At 63.7% G+C, this 1,168-nt stretch carries 2 protein-coding genes; both read left to right on the top strand.

The features are described from left to right. Positions 1–7 precede the first annotated feature (7 nt). A complete protein-coding gene (locus U4E84_RS18025) occupies positions 8–466 on the top strand; it encodes a TOBE domain-containing protein (RefSeq protein ID WP_322533444.1) in 459 nt (152 codons plus the stop codon). A gap of 131 nt (positions 467–597) precedes the next feature. Beyond that, positions 598–1,168 (top strand): NAD(P)-dependent oxidoreductase (locus tag U4E84_RS18020; protein ID WP_322533443.1); only part of this gene is annotated, 571 nt, incomplete at its 3' end.

Below are 1,168 nucleotides of genomic sequence, written 5' to 3'. Positions count from 1 at the left end.
GATGACGATGTCCGACCGCCTCGCTGTGATGAACGACGGCCAGATCGAACAGATCGGGACGCCGAAAGAGATCTACCGCGAGCCGGCGACGGCGTTCGTCGCCGACTTCATCGGCGATACGAACCTCCTCGACGGCGTCGTCGAGAACACGACGCATCCGCCACGGCTTGAACTCGCCGCCGAGGCCGACGTGACCGTCGAACTCGGCGACGCCCCGACCAAGGGCGAGGTTATCGCGTCGATTCGGCCCGAAGAGGTTGAACTCGCGGACCCCGGGACCGGTGCCATCGACGGCACAGTTATCAATCAGTATTTCCACGGAGAACACACGAACCTGGTTATCGACCCCCACGACGAGTCGCTTCCGGAGCTTGATGTCGCCGTCCAGGGACGAACGGCCGTTCCCGCTTCCGGGGAGGTCGCAGTCGACCTCAACGCCGACGCGGTGAACGTGTATGCGAAGTAGCCGGCCGGTTCGGCCGTCGGAGTCGTTGCGTCGGCGACCGACGGGGTCTCGATCGCCGAACTGTCGCGGTCCGAACCGCCGAAAATGAACGGGTACACGGCTACGGATCCGAACGAGGATATCGAATTCGCATGAAGGGAAGCATCGACGCGGCCACCGACGTCGAGGGAAGGACGGTGTTGCTCCATCACAGCGTTTCCGCCGTCTTCGGCGGTGATTTCGTCGACGGACTGCGTTCGCAGCTCGACGCCGTACTCCCGTCGACGGATCGGATTGAGACCGCGACGACCGCCGAGGAGTCCGACGCGGCGATCGGGAGCGCGGACGTCGTTTTGACGATCCGGCCGGTGAGCGAGGAACTGCCCGAGGGGACGGCTCCCGACTGGATCCAGACCCTTAACTCCGGGGTCGACTCCTACGACCTCGAATCGCTCGGAGAGCGAGGGATCGCGGTGACGAACGCTGCCGGCGTCGCCGCCAATCCGATCGCTGAACAGGTTCTCGGTTACCTGCTCGTTTTCGAGCGGCGGATCCACAGGGGAATTCGACAACAGGAGCGTGACGGTATCTGGCGGCGATACTCTGCGGGAGAACTCAGCGGAAAGACGCTCGGAATCGTCGGAGTCGGCGCTATCGGGACGCGCGTTGCGGAGTTGGCATCAGGGTTTGATATGAGGGTACTCGGTACGAAACGCACGCCAG

The organism is Halorubrum sp. AD140 (assembly GCF_034497445.1).
Classification (GTDB): domain Archaea; phylum Halobacteriota; class Halobacteria; order Halobacteriales; family Haloferacaceae; genus Halorubrum.
The sequence above is the reverse complement of the archived record's forward strand: the minus strand, read 5'-3'. Positions and strand labels throughout refer to the sequence as shown.